The organism is Pseudomonas sp. S3E12, from assembly GCF_001702295.1.
In the GTDB taxonomy this organism is placed as follows: Bacteria; Pseudomonadota; Gammaproteobacteria; order Pseudomonadales; family Pseudomonadaceae; genus Aquipseudomonas; species Aquipseudomonas marginalis.
This window is the reverse complement of sequence record NZ_MBDT01000005.1, coordinates 415,365-435,232: the sequence shown is the minus strand read 5'-3', so window position 1 is coordinate 435,232 and position 19,868 is coordinate 415,365. Positions and strand designations below refer to the sequence as shown.

The window sequence follows — 19,868 nt, the reverse complement described above, 5'->3', positions numbered from 1 at the left end:
ATGCCATGGCTGATTCTTGCGTTGATGGGCGCAGGCACCTTTATCTACGGCCTGACCGCCCATGCCACGTTGCTGTGCCTGCTGGTCAAGCCGCTGCCGGTCCTGGCGCTGCTGGGTTGGCTGCATGATGCGCCGCCGACCGACTATCGACGCTGGATCAGCCTCGGGCTGATTTTCTCCCTGGTCGGCGATGTGTTGCTGGCCTGGCCGGGCGACCTGTTTATCTTCGGCCTGGGAGCCTTCCTGTTTGCCCACCTGGCCTACCTCAAAGCCTATTGCAACGACTGTCGCCGTCTGGCGCTGCTGCCGTTGGCATTGGCGCTGGGCGTGGGCGCGATCCTGCTGGGCATCCTGATCTCCCACGGCCTTGGCGAACTGCTGGTACCGGTGGTGATTTACGCACTGGTGATCAGCGCCATGCTCTGGCGCGCGCTGGCACGCGTGGGCAGCGATGTGCCGAAACGCTCGGCGCTGCTGGCGGCCGCGGGCGCGGTGTCGTTTGTGTTTTCCGACACGCTGATCGGTATCAATCGGTTTGTGCTGTCGTTCGACGCCGCGCCGTATTTGTTGATCGTCACCTACTGGCTCGGACAGTGGGGCATCACCGCCTCGGCTTTCCATCAGACAACCCGCGCACACGAGGGCCAACTTGGCTAAAATGCCGGCCTTTCCCCTTCGTCGCCGGAACAACCGTGAGCAAAGAACCCGATCGTCTATTCGCCCAGCCCCTGCCCCAGGTGCCGGACTTCGCCTTTAACGAGGACGTGGTGCGGGTGTTCCCGGACATGATCAAGCGTTCGGTGCCCGGTTACCCGACGATTGTCGAAAACCTCGGCGTGCTTGCGGCGCAGTTTGCCCAACCGCACAGCGTGCTCTACGACCTGGGCTCGTCCCTGGGTGCGGTGACCCAGGCCTTGCGCCGTCATGTGCGCACCGACGGTTGCCGCGTGATCGCGGTGGATAACTCGGCAGCCATGGTCGAGCGCTGCCGCGAATACCTCAATGGCCAGGACTCGATGTTCCAGGAGCTGCTGCCGGTCGAGGTGATCGAGGGCGACATCCTCGCGTTGCAGTTCCAACCGGCCTCGGTGGTGGCGTTGAACTTCACCCTGCAATTCATCGTCCCGGATGAGCGCCTGGCGTTGCTCGGGCGTATCCGCCAGTCGTTATTGCCCGGCGGTGCATTGATCCTTTCGGAAAAGCTGCGCTTCAATGACCTGGAAGAGCATGCGCTGCTCACCGACCTGCATATCGCGTTCAAACGCGCCAACGGCTACAGCGAACTGGAAATCGCCCAGAAGCGCAGCGCCATCGAAAACGTCATGAAGCCCGACAGCCTCGAAGAACACCGTGAACGCCTGCTGGCGGCCGGGTTCTCGAAAGTCGTGCCGTGGTTCCAGTGTCTTAACTTTGCCTCGTTGATTGCCTTGCCATGATTGATCTGTCCCCCCTCGCCCGCCATCTGGTCGGCACCCCGCTGGCCGTATGGGCCCAAGGCCTGCAAGCGCAGCTCGATAGCAAGATGGAAAAGGGTCATGGCGACCTGGAGCGTTGGCAGAGTGCCCTGGACGCGCTGCCCAAGATCCAGCCCAGCGAAGTCGACTTGCTCAATGGCCTGGTGCTGGACACCGATTGCGACGACGCCACCCGCGCGCAGATGCACACCGCGCTGATGGGCTTGAGCCCGTGGCGCAAGGGCCCGTTCCACCTGTTCGGCGTGCATGTGGACACCGAATGGCGCTCGGACTGGAAGTGGTCGCGTGTGGCCCCGCACCTGGACCTCAAAGGCAAACGCATCCTCGATGTCGGTTGCGGCAACGGCTATTACATGTGGCGCATGCTCGGCGCCGGGGCCGACAGCGTGATTGGCGTCGACCCTAACTGGCTGTTCTTCTGCCAGTTCCAGGCCGTACAGCGTTACCTGTCCGAACCCAAGGCCTGGCACCTGCCGTTCCCGTTTGAAGACCTGCCCGCGAACCTGGAAGGCTTCGACACGGTGTTTTCCATGGGGGTGTTCTATCACCGCCGCTCGCCCATCGAACATCTGCTGGCGCTGAAGGACACCCTGGTCAAGGGCGGCGAACTGGTCCTGGAAACCCTGGTGGTGGAAGGCGACCAGCAACAGGTGCTGGTGCCGGAAGACCGTTATGCGCAGATGCGTAACGTGTGGTTCCTGCCGTCGGTGCCGGCACTGATGCTGTGGCTGCGGCGTGCGGGGTTCAGTGATGTGAGGTGCGTGGATGTGAGCGTGACCACGGTGGAGGAACAACGCGGAACGGAGTGGATGAAGTATCAATCCCTCAGCGACTTCCTCGATCCGCAGGATCACAGCAAGACGATTGAAGGGCTGCCGGCACCGATGCGGGCGGTGATCATCGCTAAAAAGTAAGCCCCCAAGCTCCCTGAAAAAATGAAGTGTTCTTTAGAGCGGGGGCTTGGCTCGACGGGCCTTGAAGAATTCGCTCAACACCGTGCCGCACTCCTCGGCCAGCACACCGCCTTCAAACAACACCCGATGGTTCAGAAAGCCCTGGGTAAAAAACTGCCCCTGGCTTTGCACAACCCCCGCCTTCGGCTCCAACGCGCCATACACCACCCGCGCGATGCGTGAATGCACGATCAGCCCGGCGCACATGCTGCACGGTTCCAGGGTCACGTACAGCGTACTGCCCGGCAGGCGGTAGTTGCTGACAGCCTGCGCGGCGGCGCGGATGGCGACCATTTCGGCGTGGGCACTGGGGTCATTGCCACTGATCGGGCAGTTGAAGCCGCGACCGATGATGTCACCGTCCTGCACCAGCACCGCGCCCACCGGCACTTCGCCCAGCGCCGCGCCTTGGGCGGCAAGGGCCAGGGCTTCGCGCATGAAATCCTGGTCGCGGCTGCGGTCGATGATCGCCGTGGGGCGAAACTGGCGCATCACGCCACCTCGATAGCGGCCATCAGGCCGGTTTCCATATGGTCGATCACGTGGCAGTGGAACATCCACACCCCGGGGTTATCCGCCACCAAGGCCACGCGGGCGCGTTCGTTCTTGCCCAGCAGGTAAGTGTCGGTGAAATACGGGATCACCTTGTGGCGGTTCGAGGCAATCACCTTGAAGCTCATGCCGTGCAGGTGGATCGGGTGCTGGTACTGGGTCATGTTCTTCAATTCGAAAATGTAGCTCTTGCCTTTTTCCAGCTTGGCGATCGGGCGGTCGGCGCAGGTCTTGTCGGTGATGTCCCAGGCCTGGCCGTTGATCTGCCAGAGGCTCGGCGGCTTGCCATTATCGACATTCACCGACACTGAACCGACCCACTCGAAATTGAAGTTGAGTTTCTCCGCATTGGCCAGGTCCGGCTCGGCAATCGGGTTGGCGGGCAATGCCGGTGGCCATTCGGCCGGTGCGTCGGTGTTGGCGACTGAGCGGAAAGTGCCCAGGCGCACCGGGCCGTTACGGATCGACAGTTCTTCACCCGCCGGCGGCGCCTTGATTGCCAGGCAGATGCGCATGCCCGGACCCAGCCAGTATTCCTTACCCAGCGGGCGTGGTTCGACGGGGTTGCCGTCCAGCGCGTAGATCTGCGCTTCGACGTCGGGGATGTTGATGCGATAGGTCAAGGTGTTGTCGAGGTTGAGCAGGCGCACGCGGGTGATCTGCCCGGCGGGCAGGTCGATCACCGCCTGGGATACGCCATTGATGGTCGACAACCGCCCGGCCGTGCCCCCGCGCGCGGCCTCACGGGGAATGCTGAAGGCGACAAAGGCGCCCTCTTCGTCCACATGCCAGCTCTTCAGGCTGAGGGTGCGTTCGTGTTTGAACCCGGTGGGTTCGCGTTCTTCGATGATCAGCGGGCCGACCAGGCCGCGGCCGAGCTCTTCGCTGCTGTTCACATGGGGGTGGTACCAGTAGCTGCCGGCGTCGGGCACGCGGAATTTGTAGTCGAAGTATTCGCCGGGCAGCACCGGCAATTGCGAGACGTAGGGCACGCCGTCCATTTCCAGCGGCAGGCGAATGCCGTGCCAGTGGATTGTGGTGGCGACCGGCAAGTGGTTGATAAAGCGCACCCGCAGCCACTCACCCTGGCGCACGCGCAACTCGGTGCCCGGTGCCGAAGGGCCGAAGGCCCAGGCCTGGGTCTTGTGCCCCGGCACCAGTTCTACGTCGAGCGGCGCGGCGATCAGTTCGTAATCATGCCCCGCTTCGGCTTCGGCGACTTTCCCCAGCCAGTAGCGGTAGGCGCCACCGGCGCCGACGCCCACTACGGCCAGGCCTGCAAGACCACCCAGGATTTGTCGACGGGAAAAGGATCGGGACACAACAACCTCACGTATCTGCCGCAGGCACAGGGCCTGCAAAGGGCAGATACGATACACCTGCATTGGCTAAACAGTAAGGCTTCGCATTGCCGCAGTTGCTGATTTTATTGGGTCGCGTGGCGAGCACGCTTTTTGTGGTGAGCGGGCTTGCCCCGCGTTGGGCTGCGCAGCAGCCGCAGTTCAATCGCCGCCGGGTGTCAGGGAGACCGGAATCGCAGGTTTCAGGGCCGCTTCGCAGCCCAACGCGGGGCAAGCCCGCTCACTACAGGAAGCACAGCAGAGCTTGCGCTGCGGTATCAGGCCTTGGCAGCAGCCAGAATCAGTGCCTTCATCTCGGCAACCGCGCCTTTGAAACCGACGAACAGCGCGTGGGCCACCAGCGCATGGCCGATGTTCAGCTCGTTGATGCCCTTGATCGCAGCCACCGCTTCGACGTTGTGATAGTGCAGGCCGTGGCCGGCATTGACGATCAGGCCTTCATTGAGGCCGCAGTTCACACCGTCAATGATGCGCTGCAGTTCATCCGCCACTTCGGTCGGTGTGGTGGCGTCGGCGTAACGGCCGGTGTGCAGTTCGATGGCCGGCGCGCCGACACGGCGGGACGCTTCGATCTGGCGCTCGTCGGCGTCGATGAACAGCGAGACCTCGCTGCCGATCTTCGACAGGCGCTCCACCGCGGCCTTGATCCGCGCTTCCTGACCGGCGACGTCGAGGCCGCCTTCGGTGGTCAGTTCCTGGCGGGTTTCCGGGACCAGGCAGATGTGCGCCGGGCGAATGCGCTCGGCGAAGGCCATCATTTCTTCGGTGACGCCCATCTCGAAGTTCATGCGGGTTTGCAGCACGTCCTTGAGCAGCAGCACATCGCGCTCCTGGATGTGGCGGCGGTCTTCGCGCAGGTGCACGGTGATGCCGTCGGCCCCCGCTTCTTCGGCGTCCAGCGCGGCCTTGACCGGGTCAGGGTAACGGGTGCCCCGGGCCTGACGCAGGGTAGCGACGTGGTCGATGTTGACGCCAAGAAGAATGCGATTGCTGGTGGTCACGGAAGCGCTCCTGAAAAGGGGAAGAAACGCTGCACAGCATACACGGGGATGTCAGGGCTTTCGAAACAACTCGCGACTGACCAGCGGCCGTCCGCCCAAGTGCACGGCAAGGGCCTGGCGCATCAAGCGCTTGGCGGCGGACAAGGCGCCGGGTGCGCTCCAGTCGGCCTCGCTCATGGCCAGCAGCTCGGTGCCCTGGAACAGGCCCGGTTGCAGCAGGTACACACGTTCCAGACCCGCATCCACCTGAAGGCGGTACATGCCGTCGGCGGCGATGGGGTCGCCGTGCAGGTCGTTGTTCAGTTCGAAGCCGTAGCCCAGGTCGTCAAGCAGACGCCATTCGAAGGCGCGCAACAGCGGCTCCAGGGGGCGGCCCTCGGCCAGGGCCAGCAAGGTGGCGGCGTAGTGATCGAAGACCGCCGGGTGCGGGTCTTCGGCGGGCAACAGGCGGATCAGCAGTTCATTAAGGTAGAGGCCGCTGAACAGTGCATCGCCATTGAGCCAGGCGGAAGTGCCGACGCTTTCCAGGCGGCCGACGTTCTTCAATTCGCCCTTGCCGCGAAACTCCACGTCCAACGCCACGAAGGGTCGCGCCAATGTCCCCGCCTTGCCCCGCGCGCTACGCAACACCGCGCGCAGGCGGCCTTGGGGCGTGAGGAAATCCACCAGGGCGCTGGTCTCGCGGTAGGCGCGGCTGTGCAGCACATAGGCGAGTTGGCTGGTGGGTGGGGATTGGGACATGGGTTCTCTATCTTGAAAACAACACAAACCTAATGTGGGAGGGGGCTTGCCCCCGATGGCGGTGGTTCAGTCACTTATCTATTAACTGACCCACTGCTATCGGGGGCAAGCCCCCTCCCACATTTTTTGCCCTACGGTGCCCTTACAGGTCGCCGTAGCCAAGGGAGCGCAACGCACGCTCATCATCGGACCAACCACCCTTAACCTTCACCCACAGGTTAAGCATGATCTTGGAATCGAACAGCAATTCCATGTCCTTGCGCGCTTCGGTGCCGATGCGTTTGATGCGCTCGCCCTTGTCGCCGATGATGATTTTCTTCTGGCCGTCACGTTCGACGAGGATCAGCGCATGGATATGCAGGGTCTTGCCCTGCTGCTTGAACTCTTCGATTTCAACGGTGATCTGGTACGGCAGCTCGGCGCCCATCTGGCGCATGATTTTCTCACGCACCAGTTCGGCGGCGAGGAAACGGCTGCTGCGGTCGGTGATCTGGTCTTCCGGGAAGAAGTGCTCGTTCTCCGGCAGGTAACCGGCGATCACGCGCTCCAGGGCTTCGAGGTTGTGCCCGTGCTGGGCCGAGATCGGCATGATCTGGGCGTTCGGCAGTTGCTCCTGCAGCCAGCTCAGGTGCGGCATCAGCTCGGCTTTGTCTTCGATACGATCGGTCTTGTTCAACGCGACGATCAAAGGGCCGGTGACGTACTGCACACGCTCGAGGACCATCTGGTCTTCGTCGGTCCACTTGGTGCGGTCGACCACGAAGATCACCACGTCGACGTCTTTCAACGCCGCCGAGGCCGTTTTGTTCATATAGCGGTTAAGGGCTTTCTCGCCGCCCTTGTGCATGCCCGGGGTGTCGACGTAGACCGCTTGCACGCTGCCTTCGGTCTTGATGCCCAGCATGTTGTGGCGGGTGGTCTGCGGCTTGCGCGAGGTGATTGCAAGCTTCTGGCCGAGGATGTGGTTCAGCAGCGTGGACTTGCCCACGTTCGGGCGGCCGACGATGGCAACATAGCCACAGCGTGTTGCGGTTGAATCAGTCATGGCCATTCTCCACGCCCAGGGCAATCAGTGCTGCAGCGGCCGCTACCTGTTCGGCAATACGACGGCTCACACCCTGACCTCGGCTTTTTTCATTCAGTAAGGTGATTTCACATTCCACGAAGAACACGCGGCAATGGGGCTCACCCTGGATATCCACCACTTCGTAGCGTGGCAGGTCGCAACCGCGCGATTGCAGGAATTCCTGCAGGCGGGTCTTCGGATCCTTGTTGGTGTCGACCAGCGTGAGGCTTTCGATCTCGGAAGTCAGCCACGCGGTGACGCGCTCCTTGGCCGCTTCCATGCCTGCATCGAGGTAGATCGCGCCGATCAACGCCTCAAGCGCATCGGCCAGGATCGACTCACGGCGGAACCCGCCGCTCTTCAACTCACCGGAGCCGAGGCGCAGGTACTCACCCAGGCCAAAACCACGGGCCAGTACGGCCAGGGTCTCGCCCTTTACCAGGCGTGCGCGCAAACGCGACAGCTGACCTTCACGGGCTTGGGGAAAGCGCTCGAACAGGGCTTCACCGGCGACGAAATTGAGGATGGCATCACCGAGGAATTCCAGGCGTTCGTTATTACGCCCTGCAAAGCTGCGGTGTGTGAGGGCAAGGACCATCAATTCCTGATCCTTGAAGGTGTAGCCGAGCTGGCGCTCGAGACGACTTAGAGAAACGGTCACGGTTTACCCATATCTGTGTGGTGGCACCGGCGGCCATCGACGATTGACGCAGTGTTCAAATTCAAATCCTGATTGGTATTGCACGGGGACGGGAAATGTCCAAGCCCCAGAAAAGCATTCGGCGCTGTGTGCACAGCGCCGCTTGTATTACTTGATCAGCCCGACCCGCGAGAAGTTCGGCAGGTGGCTGAGCTTGGGTTCCGGCCAGCTCATCCAGACCGCAAAGGCCTTGCCGACGATATTCTGGTCGGGAACCATGCCCAGCAGGTCCTTGGGAATGCTGGGGTCATCCCAGTAACGGCTGTCATTGGAGTTGTCGCGGTTGTCGCCCATCATGAAGTAGTGCCCGGCCGGCACTTTCCACTCGCCATCAGGCATGGCGCGGTAGCGGCTCATTTCCTTGCGGATTTCATGCTCTACCGCACCGAGTTTTTCCTGGTACAGCTCGGCACTGCCCAGGCTGTTCGGTTCGGAACCGATCAGCTTCTCGGCCACCGACTCGCCGTTGATGAACAGGCGCTTGTCGCTGGTGTAGCGAATCACGTCGCCCGGCAGGCCTACCACACGCTTGATGTAGTTGACGTTCGGGTCGCTCGGGTAGCGGAACACCATCACATCGCCGCGCTGCGGATCACCGACTTCGATGACCTTCTTGTCGATCACCGGCAGGCGAATCCCGTAGGAAAACTTGTTCACCAGGATGAAGTCGCCCACGTCCAGGGTAGGTTTCATCGAGCCCGACGGGATCTGAAACGGTTCCACCAGGAACGAGCGCAGCACCAGCACGATGAACAACACCGGGAAGAACGACTTGCCGTATTCAACCAGCAAAGGCTCTTTGTTCAGCTTCTCGATCACCATGCCATCGGGCTGGCTGACGCTGCCCTGATAGGACGCGATAGCCGCCCGCCGACGCGGGGCGAAGAACACCAGATCGAGCAACGCCAGGAGACCGCAAACGGCAACGGCGATGACCAGCAACAGCGGGAAATTTAGCGACATAGGACCTAACTATCCAACCTGAGCACCGCAAGGAAGGCTTCTTGTGGAATTTCCACGTTGCCCACTTGCTTCATGCGTTTTTTACCGGCCTTTTGCTTCTCAAGCAGCTTGCGCTTACGGCTGACGTCGCCACCGTAGCATTTGGCCAGTACGTTCTTTCTGAGTGCCTTGACGGAGGTTCGCGCAATGATCTGCCCGCCAATGGCGGCCTGGATCGCGACGTCGAACATCTGGCGCGGAATCAGTTCTTTCATCTTTTCGGTCAACTGGCGACCTTTGTAGTGCGCGTTGTCCTTGTGCACGATCAGTGCCAGGGCATCGACCTTGTCGCCGTTGATCAGCACATCCAGTTTCACCAGATTAGCCGATTGGTAACGGTCGAAATGGTAATCCAGCGAAGCATAGCCGCGACTGGTGGATTTGAGACGGTCAAAGAAGTCCAGGACCACTTCGTTCATCGGCAAATCGTAGGTCACTTGCACCTGGGTACCGAGGAACAGCATGTCGTGCTGCACGCCACGCTTTTCGATACACAGGGTAATGACGTTGCCCAGGTGTTCCTGCGGCACAAGGATATTGGCCCGCACGATCGGTTCGCGCATGTCTTCGATGGAAGACAGGTCTGGGAGCTTGGACGGGTTGTCGACGTAAATCGTTTCACCGTTTTTGAGCAGCAGCTCGAAAATAACCGTCGGCGCCGTGGTGATCAGGTCCAGGTCGTACTCGCGCTCCAGGCGCTCCTGGATGATTTCCATGTGCAGCATGCCGAGGAAGCCGCAGCGGAAGCCGAAGCCCAGGGCGTCGGAGCTTTCCGGGGTGTACTGCAACGACGAGTCGTTGAGGGTCAGCTTTTGCAGGGCTTCGCGGAAGTCTTCGAAGTCGTCGGAGCTGACCGGGAACAGGCCGGCGTAGACCTGCGGCTGGATGCGTTTGAAGCCCGGCAGCACGTCGACGTCAGGGGTGGAGCTCAAGGTCAGGGTGTCACCCACCGGCGCACCGTGAATGTCCTTGATACCGGCGATGATGAAGCCTACTTCACCGGCTTTCAGATCAGTGGTCGCGGTGTGCTTGGGGTTGAATACACCGACGCTGTCCACCAGGTGGATCTTGCCGGTGGACTTGACCAGGATCTTGTCGCCCTTCTTCACACGGCCGTGGCGCACGCGTACCAGGGAGACAACCCCCAGGTAGTTGTCGAACCAGGAGTCGATGATCAACGCTTGCAGCGGATCTTCGTAGTTGCCGGTGGGGGCTGGGATGGTCTTGACCAGGCGCTCGAGCACTTCGTCGACGCCCAGGCCGGTCTTGGCGCTGCACTCGACGGCGTCGGTGGCGTCAATGCCGATGATTTTTTCGATTTCTTCCTTTACCCGGTCCGGATCGGCTTGTGGCAGGTCGATCTTGTTCAGCACCGGCATGACTTCCAGGCCTTGCTCGATGGCGGTGTAGCAGTTGGCCACGGACTGGGCTTCAACGCCCTGGCCCGCGTCCACCACCAGCAGCGCACCTTCGCAGGCCGCCAGGGAGCGGCTGACTTCATAAGTGAAGTCCACGTGGCCGGGGGTGTCAATGAAGTTCAACTGGTACTTGATACCGTCTTTGGCGGTGTAGTACAGGGTAACGCTGTGGGCCTTGATGGTGATCCCGCGCTCGCGTTCGAGGTCCATGGAGTCCAGCACCTGGGCTTCCATTTCACGCTCGGCAAGGCCGCCGCACATCTGGATGAATCGATCGGCCAGCGTCGACTTACCATGGTCAATGTGGGCGATGATGGAGAAATTGCGGATATGACTCAAATCACTCACGGATCAACACTCAAAAAGGCTGCAGGCAGATTGCCCGCTGAAAAATAGCCGGGAATTGTACCTGATGCTCAGGCCGGGCGTCATCTTTGCTGACCAGAACAAAAATGCCCCGCTCATCCGAGCGGGGCATTTTTTATCCATCGGTGCGCTATCAGCCCGCTCGGCGCAGCAGCCAGAAGCCGGCCAGGGCGCAGATGGCCGTCGGCACCAGCACTGCAAACAGTGGCGAGAACCCGAACACCAGGCTCGACGGGCCGAGCAGGTCCTGGGCAATGCGGAAGGTGAAACCGACCAGCACCCCCGTGAATACCCGCTGACCGAGGGTCACGGAGCGCAAGGGACCGAAGATGAACGAGATCGCCATCAACACCAGTGCGGCGGTCACCACCGGCTGCAACACCTTGACCCAAAATGCCAGCCAGTAACGACCGTTATTCAAGCCTTGATCCTTCAGGTAGTGGATATAGCCCCACAACCCGGAGATCGGCAGGCTTTCGGGGATCATCACCACCGTATTGAGCAGTTCCGGCTTGAGGGCGATATCCCACTCTTCACTTGGCACATTGATCACTTCGGTGCTGGCCTTGGTGCCTTGGCCGACATTGCGGAAGTAAGTCGTGGTGACGTCGGTCAGTTGCCACTTTTCGCTGCTGTACTGCGCGCGTTTGGCGAAACTGGACGACAGCATGTGACGTTCCTTGTCGAACGTGTAGCGCGTCACACCGATCAACAGCCCGCCCGGTTGCACGGCGTTGATGTGGATGAACTCATCACCCTGGCGGTGCCACAGCCCATGCTTGGCGCTTTGTGCATCGCCCGAGCCCTGGGCCAGGGCGCGATTGGCCTGGGCGGTGGTTTCGGCCGGCGGCGCGACGTATTCACCGATCAGCACGCTGCACAGCATCAGCAGCAGCATTGGCTTCATGACCGCCCAGACGATACGCCCGATGGACACACCGGCGGCGCGCATGATGGTCAGTTCGCTGTTGCTGGCCAGGCTGCCCAGGCCGATCAGGCAACCGATCAACGCGGCCATCGGCATCATGTCGTAGAGACGACGCGGCGCGGTGAGTGCCACGTAGCTGAGCACGTCCCATACGGTATAGGTGTCGCTGACGTTGCCGACTTCATCGATGAAGGCGAACAACGAGGCCAGGCCCAGGATAATGCCCAGTACCGCCAGGATGGCGATCAGGACGCTGCTACCAATGTAGCGATCGAGCTTAGCCACGAGCCAACTCCTTCTGGCCACGACGGCTCATCATTTTCAAACGAATAGGCTCCCAATACAGCAGTCCCAGGCCGATCACCAGGAACATGCCGTGCACCCACCACAGGCCCAGGACCGGCGACAGCTTGCCTTTCTCCAGGGAGCCACGGGCGGAAATCAGGATGGTGAGGTAAGCCATGTACAGCAGGATCGCCGGCAACAGCTTGAGGAAACGGCCCTGGCGCGGGTTGACGCGCGACAGCGGCACGGCCATCAGGGTCACGATAAACACCAGCAGCGGCAGGGAAATCCGCCATTGCAGCTCGGCGATGGAGCGCAGCTCCTTGCTGCCGAGCAGGTCCGCCGTGGGGATAGCGTCGCGGTCGGTGACTTCGTCGCTGATGTCCGGGCGGGCCAGCATCACGCCATAGGTGTCGTACTTGATCGCGCGATAGTCGGCCATGCCTGGACTGCCATCATAGCGATAGCCATTTTCCAGGATCAGGTAGCGGCTGCCGTCAGGACGCACTTCCTGACGGCCCGAATCGGCCACCAGTACGGAAATGCCCCGGTCTTTCTTGTCCTGGCCAAACCGTTTCTCGGAGATGAACACACCGCCCAGGTTGGCGCGGTCGTCGGTCAAGGTTTCCGTGTAAGTCACCCGTGAGCCGTCATTGAGTGCCTGGAAACGGCCCGGCTCGAGGGTATCGAACTCGGTCATCGCGTCCTGCTTGTTCAGCACCAGCTGGAACTGCATGGCGCCCTGGGGAGCCAGGCTCAGGCTCAGCCAGGCCACGATCAGCGCAACGCCGGCCGCCGGAATCATGGTCATGCCCAGCAGGCGCTGCTGGCTCATGCCGGTGGCCGAGAGCACGGTCATTTCACTTTCAAGGTACAAGCGGCCGTAGGCAAGCAGGATGCCGAGGAACAGGCCCAGCGGCAGGATCAGTTGCAAGAATCCCGGCAGGCGAAAGCCCATGATCAGGAACAGCGAGCCTGGGTCCAGGGCGCCGGAGGCAGCCTGGGCCAGGTATTTGACGAAACGACCACTCATGATGATGACCAGCAGGACCGCACTCACGGCACTCAGGGTCAACAGGACTTCGCGGGACAGATAACGGAAGACGATCAAACCAGACACTCCAGGGTTGTCAGGCTAAGGCGGCCAAACAAGCAAGCATACCGAGTCAGCCCGTTTGCACCGGGCCGGCTAAAAAGATGGCGCATTATCCTGTGATTGACCGCGCCTGTCACTGCGCAACCTCATGCGCACGCACAAAGCTGGTGGCAAGGGTTGTCAGGCTCCGCCGGCGAGGTTCAAACTGCGGCCTTTGTCGCTGGCGGTTTACACAGCCGCCAAGCTTTAAAGCCTGCGTACAGACGCCAGGCTCTCAGACCTTATATAAGGGACCCGAAAATGGAATTGGTTGTAAAAAGCGTTAGCCCCGAAACGTTGAAAACCGCCACCCTCGTGGTCGCCATCGGCGAAGGCCGCAAGCTCGGCGTGGCCGCCAGGCAGCTCGACGAACTCAGCGGCGGCGCGATCAGCGCGGTTCTCAAGCGCGGCGACCTGGCCGGCAAAGTCGGCCAGAGCCTGCTGCTGCAAAGCCTGCCCAACCTGAAAGCCGACCGCGTATTGCTGGTGGGCGTGGGCAAGGACGCTGAACTGGGCGACCGTCCGTTCCGCAAGATCATCAGCGGCATCCTCAACACCCTCAAGGGCCTGGGCGGCAGCGATGCGGCACTGGCGCTCGATGAAATCGTGGTCAAGGGCCGTGACAGCTACGGCAAGACTCGCCTGCTGGCCGAAACCCTGGTGGACGGCGGCTACATTTTCGATCAGTTCAAGAGCCAGAAAGCCGAACCCCGCGCCCTGAAGAAAATCACCCTGCTGACCATCAAGGCCGCCCAGGCTGAAGTCGAGCGCGCCGTGACTCACGCCCAGGCCATCGCCAATGGCATGTCGTTCACCCGCGACCTGGGCAACCTGCCGCCGAACATCTGCCACCCGACCTACCTGGGCGAACAGGCCAAGGCATTGGGTAAAGAGTTCAAGGGCCTGAAAGTCGAAGTCCTGGACGAAAAGAAGATCAAGGAACTGGGCATGGGCTCGTTCTATGCCGTGGGCCAGGGCAGCGACCAGCCACCACGCCTGATCGTGATGCAATACAACGGCGGCAAGAAGTCCGAGAAGCCTTACGCCCTGGTCGGCAAAGGCATCACCTTCGACACCGGCGGCATCAGCCTCAAGCCGGGCCTGGGCATGGACGAGATGAAGTACGACATGGGCGGCGCCGCCAGCGTGTTCGGCACCCTGCGCGCCGTGCTGGAACTGAAGCTGCCGATCAACCTGGTGTGCATCCTGGCCTGCGCCGAAAACATGCCGAGCGGCGGCGCGGCCCGTCCGGGCGACATCGTCACCACCCTCAGCGGCCAGACCGTGGAAATTCTCAACACCGACGCCGAAGGCCGCCTGGTGCTGTGCGATGCCCTGACCTACGCCGAGCGCTTCAAGCCGCAAGCCGTGATCGACATCGCCACCCTGACCGGCGCCTGCATCGTGGCCCTGGGTTCCCACACCTCGGGCCTGCTGGGCAATAACGACGAGCTGATCGAGCAACTGCTCAGCGCCGGCAAGGCCGCCGACGACCGCGCCTGGCAACTGCCGCTGTTCGATGAGTACCAGGAGCAGCTGGACAGCCCGTTCGCCGACATCGCCAACATCGGCGGCCCGAAAGCCGGCACCATCACGGCTGCGTGCTTCCTGTCGCGCTTCGCCAAGAACTTCAACTGGGCACACCTGGACATCGCCGGCACTGCCTGGACCAGCGGCGGCAAGGACAAGGGCGCCACCGGCCGTCCGGTGCCATTGCTGACCCAATACCTGCTGGACCGCGCCAAAGCCTGACACTGAAGATGCCGGGGCGGTGATCTCGCCGCCCCGGCCTCAGGAACCGCAATGACCCAAGTCGACTTCTATATATTGCCCAGCGCCGATCCGCTCGCGCGCCTGGACTTCGCCTGCAAACTCACCGAGAAAGCCTGGCGCATGGGCCACCGCATCTACCTGCATTGCAGCGATGCCGCCCAACGCGACGAGCTCGACGCCCGCCTGTGGCGTTTCAAGGGCGAAAGCTTCGTGCCCCACGGCCCCGCAGAATCAGAACCCGAAGGCCAGGTTGTCCTGGGTTTGGGGGACAGTTGCGGCAATCACCAGGACCTGCTGGTCAACCTGGACCTGAAAGTACCGCCTTTTGCCAAGGCCTTCGCCCGTGTGGCGGAAGTGGTGGTGGAAGATCCGGCTATTCGTCAGGCCGCGCGGGAGAGTTTCCGTTTCTACCGCGAACAGGGCTATCCTTTGCAAGATCACCGGCTACAACGACTTTGAGTACATGATGGACACTCCCAACCCGACAAAAAAAGATGACCACCTGCTGGACGACCTCGAGTCGATTCGTCAGTTGCTGGGTGATGATGACTTGCAACCGCCGCTATTGACCGAACAGGCCGATGGCGAGGTTCAGATTCCGCTGTTGTTCGACATGGTCGGTGGCAAGCAGGTCGCTCCGGAACCGGTTGTCGAAGCTCCCGTTGTGGTGGACCCTGCCCCTGCTGCGGCTGAAAAGGGCCCCGACGCCCTGCTGCTGCACCTGGACAACGAACTGCGTGCCGCTGCGCAATTGATCATGCAAGACGTGATCGACGACTTTGCCCCCCATATCGAAACCGAGATCAAGCGCCGGATGGATGCGCGGATGGAGCGGCTGCTCAGCCAATACCAGTCTTGAACCGTCCATAGATCCCCTGTGGGAGGTGGCAAACTCCTCCCACATTTGATTGCCTGCACCTTAAGCCCGCCTTCGCCTCGCCCTGCGCCCTATCCCCCGTTATACTTGCCGGCTTTCCTGAATATATGCCAACTAGGGTCCCGCCGCGCATGGATAAGACCTACCAGCCGCACGCTATTGAAACTTCCTGGTACAACACCTGGGAGTCCGAGAACTATTTCGCTCCGCAAGGCGCGGGCGAGTCCTACACCATCATGATTCCGCCACCGAACGTCACTGGCAGCCTGCACATGGGCCATGGCTTCAACAATGCGATCATGGATGCGTTGATCCGTTTCCGCCGCATGCAGGGCCGCAACACCCTGTGGCAACCGGGTACCGACCACGCTGGTATCGCCACCCAGATGCTGGTGGAGCGCCAACTCGAAGCCACCGGCCAGAACCGTCACGACCTGGGTCGCGAGAAATTCCTGGAAAAAATCTGGGAGTGGAAAGACCAGTCCGGCGGCAACATCAGCCGTCAGATCCGTCGCCTCGGTTCGTCCGTCGATTGGAGCCGCGAGCGCTTCACCATGGATGACGGCCTGTCGGAATCGGTGAAAGAAGCCTTCGTGCGCCTGCATGAAGACGGCCTGATCTACCGCGGCAAGCGCCTGGTCAACTGGGACACCAAGTTGCACACGGCAATTTCCGACCTTGAAGTGGAGAACCACGACGAGAAAGGTTTCCTGTGGAACCTCAAGTACCCGCTGGCCGACGGCGCCAAGACCGCTGAGGGCAACGACTACCTGATCGTCGCCACCACCCGTCCGGAAACCATGCTTGGCGACGCCGCCGTCGCGGTCAACCCGAACGACGAGCGCTACCAGGCACTGATCGGCAAGTTCGTCGAGTTGCCGCTGGTAGGCCGCCGCATCCCGATCATCGCCGACGACTACTGCGACCCTGAATTCGGCACCGGCTGCGTGAAAATCACCCCGGCCCACGATTTCAACGACTACGAAGTCGGCAAGCGCCACAACCTGCCGCTGTTGAATATCTTCGACAAGAATGCCGCCGTGCTGCCTGCCTGCCAGGTGTTCAACCTGGACGGTACGCTGAACGAGAGCATCGACGGCAAGATCCCGGCCGAATACGCCGGCCTTGACCGTTTCGAAGCGCGCAAGCAGATCGTTGCTGCCTTCGACGCTGCCGGCCTGCTGGTCAGCGTCGACGACCACGCCCTGAAAGTGCCGAAGGGCGACCGCTCCGGCACCGTGATCGAGCCGTGGCTGACCGACCAGTGGTACGTGTCCACCAAGCCCCTGGCCGAGCCGGCGATTGCTGCCGTGGAAGACGGGCGTATCCAGTTCGTGCCCAAGCAGTACGAAAACATGTACTTCTCGTGGATGCGCGATATCCAGGATTGGTGCATCAGCCGCCAGCTGTGGTGGGGCCATCGCATTCCGGCCTGGTACGACGAGTCGGGCAAGGTCTACGTGGGCCGCGACGAAGCCGAAGTACGTGCCAAGCACAACCTCGGCCCGGACGTGGCGCTGCAACAGGACAACGACGTACTGGACACCTGGTTCAGCTCGGGCCTGTGGACCTTCTCCACCCTGGGCTGGCCGCAGCAGACCGAATTCCTGAAGAAATTCCACTCCACCGACGTGCTGGTCACCGGCTTCGACATCATTTTCTTCTGGGTTGCCCGGATGATCATGCTCACCATGCACTTGGTGAAGAACGAGGACGGCACGCCGCAGGTACCGTTCAAGACCGTATACGTACACGGCCTGGTGCGGGATGGCCAGGGCCAGAAGATGTCCAAGTCCAAGGGCAACGTCCTCGACCCGCTGGACATCATCGACGGCATCGACCTGGAAACCCTGGTGCAGAAACGCACCTCGGGGCTGATGCAGCCGAAACTGGCGAAGAAGATCGAGAAGCAGACCCGCGATGAGTTCGCCGACGGCATTGCCAGCTACGGCACCGATGCGCTGCGCTTCACCTTCTGCTCGCTGGCGTCCACCGGTCGCGACATCAAGTTCGACATGGGCCGCGTCGAAGGCTATCGCAACTTCTGCAACAAGATCTGGAACGCCGCGCGCTACGTGCTGGACAAGGGCGAAGACTGCGGCCAGAACGGCGAGGCCATCGAACTTAGCCTGGCCGACCGCTGGATCATCTCGCAATTGCAGCGCACCGAAGCCGAAGTGACCCGTCAACTCGACCAGTTCCGTTTCGACCTGGCCGCACAGGCCTTGTACGAGTTCATATGGAACCAGTATTGCGACTGGTACCTGGAACTGTCCAAGCCCGTACTGTGGGACGAGAACGCGCCGATCGAACGTCAGCGCGGCACCCGTCACACCCTGGTACGCGTGCTCGAAGTCGCCTTGCGTCTGGCGCATCCGTTCATGCCGTTCATCACCGAAGAAATCTGGCAGCGCCTCGCGCCGCTGGCCGGCAAAGACGGCAAGACCATCATGCTGCAACCTTGGCCGGTGGCCAACGAAGCACGTATCGACGAGGCGGCCGAAAGCGACATCGAATGGCTCAAGACCCTGATGCTCGGCACGCGCAACATCCGCGCCGAAATGAACATCGGCCCGGGCAAGCCCCTGGCGGTATTCGTGAAGAACGCCAGCGCCGAAGACCAGCGTCGTCTCACCGAGAACGATGCGCTGCTCAAGAAGCTGGCGAAGCTGGAATCGATCACCGTATTGGCGGATGGCGCCGAAGCGCCACTGTCGGCGACCGCACTGGTCGGCGACATGGAAGTGCTGGTGCCGATGGCCGGCTTGATCGACAAGGGCGCGGAACTGGCCCGTCTCGACAAGGAAATCCTGCGCCTGCAAGGTGAAGTGGCGCGGGTGGGCGGCAAGCTGTCCAACGCGGCATTCGTCGACAAGGCACCGGCTGAAGTGATCGATAAGGAACGCGCCAAGCTGGCCGAGGCCGAACAGGCTTTGGGCAAGCTGGCGGAGCAACATGCGCGGATTTCCAGCCTGTAAGGGGCAATCCGTGTGAAAAAAGAGACCTTCGGGTCTCTTTTTTTGTGCTTGCGGTCAATGTGGGAGGGGGCTTGCTCCCACATTTGACCGAGTTATCCTCGGGAATGTGTGACAATGGCCGCCACTTTGAGCCAACACCAGAATCATCATGACCGCCCCCACTACGCCCAAACCTCCACGCAAGAAGCCTAAGACCGCAGCCACGGCCAAACCCGTCGCGCCGCGCAAAGAGGCTACCCTGCACCCACGCAACCGCCACACAGGCCGTTACGACTTCCAGGCGTTGATCAAGACCACGCCGGAACTGGCGCAATTCGTGATCATCAACCCCTATGGCAAAGAGAGCATCGACTTCGCCAGCCCGGACGCGGTGCGGGTGTTCAACCGGGCGTTGCTCAAGGCCTTCTATGGCATCCAGCATTGGGACATCCCGGCGGATTACCTGTGCCCGCCGGTACCGGGACGTGCCGACTATGTGCACTTCCTCGCCGACCTGCTGGCCAGTGTCAACGAGGGCAAGATCCCGCGCGGTTCAATCGTCAAGGTGCTGGACATCGGCATGGGCGCCAACTGCGTCTACCCGCTGATTGGCTATATGGAGTACCGCTGGAACTTCCTCGGCTCGGAGGTCGACCCTATCGCCGTGGCCGCCGCCAAGGCCATCGTGCAGTCCAATGACCTGAGCAAGGTCATCCAGTTGCGCCAGCAGGAAAACCCCAAGCACATCCTGCTGGGCCTGCTGGAACCGGGTGAGCGTTTTGACCTGACCATGTGCAACCCACCGTTCCATGCGTCCATGGACGAAGCCACCAAGGGCAGCGAGCGCAAGTGGCGCGCCTTGGGCCGGGCCGATCCCAAGCGCAAATTGCCGGTGCTCAACTTCGGAGGCCAATCGGCCGAGTTGTGGTGTGAAGGCGGTGAAGCGCGCTTCGTGACGCAGTTGATCGCCGAGAGTGCGCACTTTGCCCACAAGGTGTTGTGGTTCAGCACCCTGGTGTCAAAAGCGTCAAATTTGCCCGCGATCGAGACCGCCCTGAAAAAAGCCGGCGTGCTGGAAAGCCAGGTGGTGGAAATGTCCCAGGGCCAGAAGCAGAGCCGTTTCGTGGCCTGGACCTTCCAGACCAAGAACGAACAGCAGATCTGGCGCCAGCGCTGGGTGCGCTGACGTCAACCTGTAGGAGCGAGCTTGCTCGCGAAAAACGCCAAGACACCGCATTCATCCGGGATGGCCGCGTTATCGTTAACGGCCTTCGCGAG

General features: G+C 61.5%; 18 protein-coding genes. 8 read left to right on the top strand and 10 right to left on the bottom strand.

Features of this window, described 5'->3' with window-relative positions; all coding sequences use genetic code 11:
- The 3 genes from BB029_RS06790 to cmoB are packed head-to-tail and all read left to right on the top strand — an operon-like array spanning position 1 to position 2,389.
- Positions 1-657 (top strand): lysoplasmalogenase, encoded by a 657-nt coding sequence (locus BB029_RS06790; RefSeq protein WP_065938639.1) that lies wholly within the window; start codon positions 1-3, stop codon positions 655-657.
- 35 nt (positions 658-692) lie between these two features.
- The gene (gene cmoA / locus BB029_RS06785) at positions 693-1,436 is read left to right on the top strand and encodes a carboxy-S-adenosyl-L-methionine synthase CmoA (protein WP_065938638.1); all 744 of its coding nucleotides are present in this window, start codon (positions 693-695) and stop codon (positions 1,434-1,436) included.
- Complete coding sequence (gene cmoB / locus BB029_RS06780) at positions 1,433-2,389, top strand: tRNA 5-methoxyuridine(34)/uridine 5-oxyacetic acid(34) synthase CmoB (protein WP_065938637.1); 957 nt, start codon at positions 1,433-1,435, stop codon at positions 2,387-2,389. Before cmoA ends, cmoB begins: the two co-directional genes overlap by 4 nt.
- A 33-nt stretch (positions 2,390-2,422) precedes the next feature.
- Here cmoB and tadA read toward each other — a convergent pair whose 3' ends face one another.
- The 10 genes from tadA to lptF all read right to left on the bottom strand — a co-directional run bounded on the left by tadA (position 2,423) and on the right by lptF (position 12,959).
- Positions 2,423-2,920, bottom strand: coding sequence for a tRNA adenosine(34) deaminase TadA (gene tadA / locus BB029_RS06775; protein WP_065938636.1), 498 nt, complete (start codon positions 2,918-2,920; stop codon positions 2,423-2,425).
- Positions 2,920-4,302: a multicopper oxidase family protein gene (locus BB029_RS06770; RefSeq protein WP_065938961.1), complete on the bottom strand. Its 1,383-nt coding sequence runs from the start codon at positions 4,300-4,302 to the stop codon at positions 2,920-2,922. Before BB029_RS06770 ends, tadA begins: the two co-directional genes overlap by 1 nt.
- Positions 4,303-4,598: 296 nt before the next feature.
- Positions 4,599-5,342 carry a pyridoxine 5'-phosphate synthase gene (pdxJ, locus tag BB029_RS06765; RefSeq protein ID WP_065906925.1) on the bottom strand — a complete coding sequence of 248 codons (744 nt, stop codon included), beginning with the start codon at positions 5,340-5,342 and terminating at the stop codon, positions 4,599-4,601.
- Positions 5,343-5,393: 51 nt separating this feature from the next.
- Positions 5,394-6,083, bottom strand: a complete 690-nt coding sequence (gene recO, locus BB029_RS06760; protein WP_065938635.1) for a DNA repair protein RecO — start codon at positions 6,081-6,083, stop codon at positions 5,394-5,396.
- A 142-nt stretch (positions 6,084-6,225) separates the two neighbouring features.
- A complete protein-coding gene (gene era / locus BB029_RS06755; RefSeq protein WP_027604661.1) occupies positions 6,226-7,128 on the bottom strand; it encodes a GTPase Era in 903 nt (300 codons plus the stop codon).
- The gene (gene rnc / locus BB029_RS06750) at positions 7,121-7,810 is read right to left on the bottom strand and encodes a ribonuclease III (RefSeq protein ID WP_027604662.1); all 690 of its coding nucleotides are present in this window, start codon (positions 7,808-7,810) and stop codon (positions 7,121-7,123) included. Before rnc ends, era begins: the two co-directional genes overlap by 8 nt.
- A 147-nt stretch (positions 7,811-7,957) precedes the next feature.
- Complete coding sequence (gene lepB / locus BB029_RS06745) at positions 7,958-8,812, bottom strand: signal peptidase I (RefSeq protein WP_027604663.1); 855 nt, start codon at positions 8,810-8,812, stop codon at positions 7,958-7,960.
- A gap of 5 nt (positions 8,813-8,817) precedes the next feature.
- On the bottom strand, positions 8,818-10,617 hold the full coding sequence (gene lepA / locus BB029_RS06740) for a translation elongation factor 4 (RefSeq protein ID WP_027604664.1): 1,800 nt from the start codon (positions 10,615-10,617) through the stop codon (positions 8,818-8,820).
- Between the two features lie 151 nt (positions 10,618-10,768).
- Complete coding sequence (lptG, locus tag BB029_RS06735) at positions 10,769-11,848, bottom strand: LPS export ABC transporter permease LptG (protein WP_065938634.1); 1,080 nt, start codon at positions 11,846-11,848, stop codon at positions 10,769-10,771.
- Positions 11,841-12,959, bottom strand: coding sequence for an LPS export ABC transporter permease LptF (gene lptF, locus BB029_RS06730; protein WP_027604666.1), 1,119 nt, complete (start codon positions 12,957-12,959; stop codon positions 11,841-11,843). Before lptF ends, lptG begins: the two co-directional genes overlap by 8 nt.
- 285 nt (positions 12,960-13,244) lie before the next feature.
- On the opposite strand from lptF, the gene BB029_RS06725 reads away from it, so the two are divergent.
- The 5 genes from BB029_RS06725 to rlmF all read left to right on the top strand — a co-directional run bounded on the left by BB029_RS06725 (position 13,245) and on the right by rlmF (position 19,776).
- Positions 13,245-14,735 carry a leucyl aminopeptidase gene (locus BB029_RS06725; RefSeq protein WP_027604667.1) on the top strand — a complete coding sequence of 497 codons (1,491 nt, stop codon included), beginning with the start codon at positions 13,245-13,247 and terminating at the stop codon, positions 14,733-14,735.
- Between the two features lie 51 nt (positions 14,736-14,786).
- Entirely contained in the window at positions 14,787-15,215 is a 429-nt protein-coding gene (locus tag BB029_RS06720; RefSeq protein WP_027604668.1) for a DNA polymerase III subunit chi, read from the top strand.
- Between the two features lie 7 nt (positions 15,216-15,222).
- Positions 15,223-15,615: a DNA polymerase III subunit chi gene (locus tag BB029_RS06715; RefSeq protein ID WP_065938633.1), complete on the top strand. Its 393-nt coding sequence runs from the start codon at positions 15,223-15,225 to the stop codon at positions 15,613-15,615.
- A 149-nt stretch (positions 15,616-15,764) separates the two neighbouring features.
- On the top strand, positions 15,765-18,611 hold the full coding sequence (locus tag BB029_RS06710; RefSeq protein ID WP_065938632.1) for a valine--tRNA ligase: 2,847 nt from the start codon (positions 15,765-15,767) through the stop codon (positions 18,609-18,611).
- 148 nt (positions 18,612-18,759) lie between these two features.
- Positions 18,760-19,776: a 23S rRNA (adenine(1618)-N(6))-methyltransferase RlmF gene (rlmF, locus tag BB029_RS06705; protein WP_027604671.1), complete on the top strand. Its 1,017-nt coding sequence runs from the start codon at positions 18,760-18,762 to the stop codon at positions 19,774-19,776.
- Positions 19,777-19,868 lie beyond the last annotated feature (92 nt).